This is a genomic window from Leptolyngbya sp. FACHB-36 (assembly GCF_014695955.1).
GTDB lineage: Bacteria > Cyanobacteriota > Cyanobacteriia > Leptolyngbyales > Leptolyngbyaceae > FACHB-36.
The window spans coordinates 1-4331 of record NZ_JACJPG010000297.1; the positions used below are offsets into that span (position 1 = coordinate 1).

4 protein-coding genes are annotated in these 4331 nt (G+C 50.1%); 3 read left to right on the top strand and 1 reads right to left on the bottom strand.

Annotated features, from left to right (window positions below; genetic code table 11):
• Positions 1-306: 306 nt before the first annotated feature.
• Entirely contained in the window at positions 307-663 is a 357-nt protein-coding gene (locus H6F43_RS08115) for a DUF1830 domain-containing protein (protein ID WP_190342295.1), read from the bottom strand.
• A 296-nt stretch (positions 664-959) separates the two neighbouring features.
• On the opposite strand from H6F43_RS08115, the gene H6F43_RS08120 reads away from it, so the two are divergent.
• The 3 genes from H6F43_RS08120 to H6F43_RS08130 form a co-directional block, all read left to right on the top strand.
• Entirely contained in the window at positions 960-2537 is a 1578-nt protein-coding gene (locus H6F43_RS08120) for a photosystem II high light acclimation radical SAM protein (RefSeq protein ID WP_190342296.1), read from the top strand.
• 416 nt (positions 2538-2953) lie between these two features.
• A complete protein-coding gene (locus tag H6F43_RS08125; protein WP_190342297.1) occupies positions 2954-3556 on the top strand; it encodes a Uma2 family endonuclease in 603 nt (200 codons plus the stop codon).
• A gap of 175 nt (positions 3557-3731) precedes the next feature.
• The coding region (locus tag H6F43_RS08130) for a PhoD-like phosphatase N-terminal domain-containing protein (RefSeq protein ID WP_190342298.1) at positions 3732-4331 on the top strand (600 nt) is incomplete at its 3' end.

Consider the following 4331-nt stretch of genomic DNA (forward strand, 5'->3'; position numbering starts at 1 on the left):
TACAAGCCGAACCCGGAGACGGCGTGCTAATTGCTGGAAAAGGACATGAAGACTACCAGATTTTAGGCACTGAGAAGATCCACTTTGACGATCGCGAACAAGCGCAGGCGGCACTAAACGATCGCTTAGGGGCGCTGCGTTCGTAAGGGCTTCAGTCGTAAAATCTTCCCAGTTCACTGTCGAGCGGGGGGGACGCTAGACGGTGAGCGCTGGGAGACACGTTAAGCGGCTGAGTCAAACTCTCTAGTTAAACGGACTGCTATATTAAGCTGATTTGTTAACGCATCGTTTTAGGACGGCTTGCCGCTACAGGGTCACCGCAGCAGGCGTCGCGGGTTTAGTGTCTAGACTGTCGTTGCGCTCTTCAATTTGCTGCTGTTCAACAGGGTTTGGAGCGGGGTTAAGGTCGTCGTGAACTCGCAAACGCGTGCAGGCAATGGTATCTGAGAGAATCGCGCTTGCCATCGCGCCGCTGTGGATCTCCAACATGGCATCAGAAACCGTTTCAAACACGAGCCGCTGTCCTGGAAATACAACCCGCTCGAAGTACCAATTTGGTACATTCGCAATGCGGGCAATTTGAATCCGACTAGTGGCATTGACGTAGCAGCAAACGATCGAGCCAGCGCTATCCGAAGGCAGGGGATCAAATGTCTGAGGCATACTGGAGACTCTAGAGCGAAACGATAAGGATGCTATCGAACCTAACACTCTCTTATCCGGACTAGCTGTAAATCCGATTACAACTGTCTACCTCAAAAGTGGGATCTTTAGTGGGATCGTTGTTCAGAGCCAGTCATGCAGCAATCGAGCGGGAGTGGTATCGTAAAGATATATAACAATTGATTTCAGAAATGCTGGTTTACGTGCACCTCGACTGGGAGCGATCGCGGTTCTTGTGGACGTGATCCTTGGTCGCTCTGAATCTGAACCGCCCCGTCTAACGAGCTATTTAAGCAATGGAAAGTCGTGTTCTTTATGTCCGTCTCCCCTGCAACCCGATTTTTCCGATCGGCGTCATCTATCTCGCAGACCACATTCACAAGCAGTTTCCGACTGTAGAGCAAAAGATTTTTGACCTCGGCACAGTGCCACCACTGGACTACGCCTCGGCTCTAGATGCCTGTGTGGACGAGTTCAAGCCAACGCTGCTAGTGTTCTCCTGGCGCGATATTCAAATCTACGCGCCAGTGGGTGGGCGCGGCGGCAATCCGCTGCAAAATGCCTTTGAGTATCAATACGCCCGCAATCCGCTGCTAAAACTGCGGGGTGCATTTGGGGGACTGCGGATGGTCACGTCCTACCTGGCGGAACTTTGGCAAAATCAGAATTTGATTCAGCGCGGCACGCGTCGAGCGAAGCAGCACCATCCAGAGGCTCAGGTAGTCGTTGGTGGCGGCGCGGTAAGCGTGTTCTACGAGCAGTTGGGCAAGACCCTACCGAAGGGCGCGATCGTCTCGGTTGGCGAAGGCGAAACGCTGCTGGAAAAACTGCTGCGCGGTCAGGACATTCACACTGAGCGCTGCTATGTCGTGGGCGAAACGACGCCGCGTCCGAAGCTGATCCACGAGGAGCCGACGCCGATCGAAAAAACCGCCTGCAACTACGACTACATCCAGGGCATCTGGACCGAGTTTGAGTACTACTTACAGGCGCAGGATTTCTACGTTGGGGTGCAGACCAAGCGCGGCTGTCCGCACAACTGCTGCTACTGCATTTATACGGTTGTGGAAGGCAAGCAGGTGCGCGTAAATCCGGCGGACGAAGTCGTGGCGGAAATGCGGCAGCTCTACGATCGGGGCGTCCGCAACTTCTGGTTCACTGACGCGCAGCTCATTCCCGCCCGCAAATACATCGACGATGTGGTGGAACTGCTGCAAAAAATCGTTGATTCTGGCATGACCGATATTCACTGGGCAGCCTACATCCGCGCTGACAATTTGACGCCGGAACTGTGCGACCTGATGGTGAAGACGGGAATGAATTACTTTGAGATCGGCATTACTAGCGGATCGCAGGAGTTAGTTCGCAAGATGCGGATGGGCTACAACTTGCGGACCGTGCTGCAAAATTGCCGCGATCTGAAAGCTGCCGGATTTAATGATCTGGTTTCAGTCAACTATTCGTTTAATGTGATCGACGAGCGACCAGAAACAATTCGCCAGACGATCGCCTACCACCGAGCGCTCGAAGAAATCTTTGGGGTTGATAAAGTCGAACCCGCAATCTTCTTCATTGGCTTGCAGCCGCACACGCATCTGGAAGAGTATGCGTTCAAAAACGGCATTCTGAAGCCGGGCTATGATCCACTGGCGATCCACTTGCCCTGGGTGGCGAAGAAGCTGCTGTGGAATCCGGAGCCGTTGGGGTCGCTGTTTGGAGAAGTCTGTTTGCAAGCCTGGAAGCAAAATCCGAACGACTTTGGACGCGAGGTAATGAACCTTCTGGAGCAGCGGTTCGGACGGGCACCTTTGGAGGAAGCGCTGACGGCGGCGATCGAGAAATCCAAACCGGAATTGCTGCTAACAGCGACTTAACCAAGAAGCTAGCTGAATTGAGGGGCGATCGCGGCTTGTCGGCGATCGCTTCTTTATTGGTTTTGCTTGGGATCGATCGTTCGTGAAATCCTGCTTCCCATCTGTTCGCTTGGCGACGTAGGTTTTACTCCTATTTCAAGTGAATAGACACCAAGAAGCGATGAATAGTCGTTACAGAAATCCTGACGGCAATTTGCGTGGGAATAAACATCTGACAATTTATGGTGGCTCTCACTCCGTTGAGGCACACTCAACCCCTCTTCAACTTTCCCCAAAACGGAGAGGGAGCAAAATTTTTCCCTTCCCGTGCTGGGAGGGGGCAAGGGGTATGTTCTCTACAAAATTACTATAGTAAAGGACAGTACGAAGTTAAATGTCCAAGTGGTAAAGAGCTTAAAAACAGAGCGAGATTTGCAATGACTACAGTTACCAAGCAAAAACTAACCTTTGATCAATTTCTTGAGCAGTATCCCGAAGATGGGCGATATGAGCTGGTTGATGGAGAAATAGTTGAGATGAGAGCAATCAGATGGCACGATGATATTGCCGATTTTGTGATCCGAAAGTTCGATCAAGAAGTTGAACGACTAAGTATGAATTACCGAGTTACTGGAAGATTAGTGCTTGAAACTCATTCTTCAAACGGTCAGAAACAAGGTCGTCATCCTGATGTCAGCGTGGTTGACCGTACTGTCTGGCACTCAAACCGATTTGCTTATGCGGCTTTAGATCAACCGATTCAGCTAGCGGTAGAAGTGGTTTCAACTAACTGGGAAGATGATTACATTGACAAGCTTGAAGAATACCAACGTTTGGGAATCACTGAGTACTGGATTGTAGACTATCTTGCCATTGGCAGCAGAACTTATCTCGGCAATCCTAAAACACCCACCGTTTTTGTTTATTTGTTAGATGACGAAGGTGCCTATCAATTCACTGCATTTAAGGAGGACGATCGTATTCTCTCTCGCACCTTTCCAGAACTGACCTTAACAATGAACCAAATTTTGAACATATAGCGAGTGCAATAGAACGATAAGCTCTTTTAATTTACAAAGGTTCATAAATTTTTTTGACAATTCCGACGATCGTATCTCTAACTTTGTAACTGATAGTCTTCTCTTAATCCCTCAATAAGCTGTTTCTGATACTGTATGTCTGTTATCCAATCACCAGATAAAATTGGAGGTGCAGATGCAGCGAAACGGAAGCAAGATGAACCGCCGTCAGTTTCTCATCACTTCAGCGTTGACGGGCGGCAGCGTGATTTCTGCAAGTTATCTCTCGAAAGGGATCGCTCAATCTGCTCCCGGAATTATTACCTCAGATAAGCTGCGTCCTGCTATTCCCTATGGCGTTGCCACTGGAGACGTAACGGCAGGAAGCGCGATCGTCTGGAGCCGCAGCGATCGTCCAGCGCGTCTAATTCTGGAATACTCGCTGGATGAGTCGTTCCGGCGAGCCAAACGGATTGTGGGTCCAGCAGCGATCGAAACTACAGACTTTACAGCGCGGGTAAACCTCAAAGGCTTACCGAATGGACGACAAATTTTCTATCGTGTCAGCTTTCAAGATTTAGCTGATTCGACCGTTTACAGTGAACCTGTGACTGGAACGTTTCGCACAGTTCCGAAGGCTGGAGAAGACATTAAATTTGTTTGGTCAGGCGACACAGCGGGACAGGGTTGGGGCATTAATCCAGACTTTGGCGGCATGAAGCTTTATGAAACCATGCGGCAGCTTCAACCGGACTTCTTTGTGCACAGCGGTGACACCATTTATGCAGATAATCCT

Excerpts from the sequence above, each read along its gene's own strand:
- H6F43_RS08115 (WP_190342295.1), bottom strand. The coding sequence starts at position 663 with ATGCCTCAGACATTTGATCCCCTGCCTTCGGATAGCGCTGGCTCGATC.
- H6F43_RS08120 (WP_190342296.1), top strand. The coding sequence starts at position 960 with ATGGAAAGTCGTGTTCTTTATGTCCGTCTCCCCTGCAACCCGATTTTT.
- H6F43_RS08125 (WP_190342297.1), top strand. The coding sequence starts at position 2,954 with ATGACTACAGTTACCAAGCAAAAACTAACCTTTGATCAATTTCTTGAG.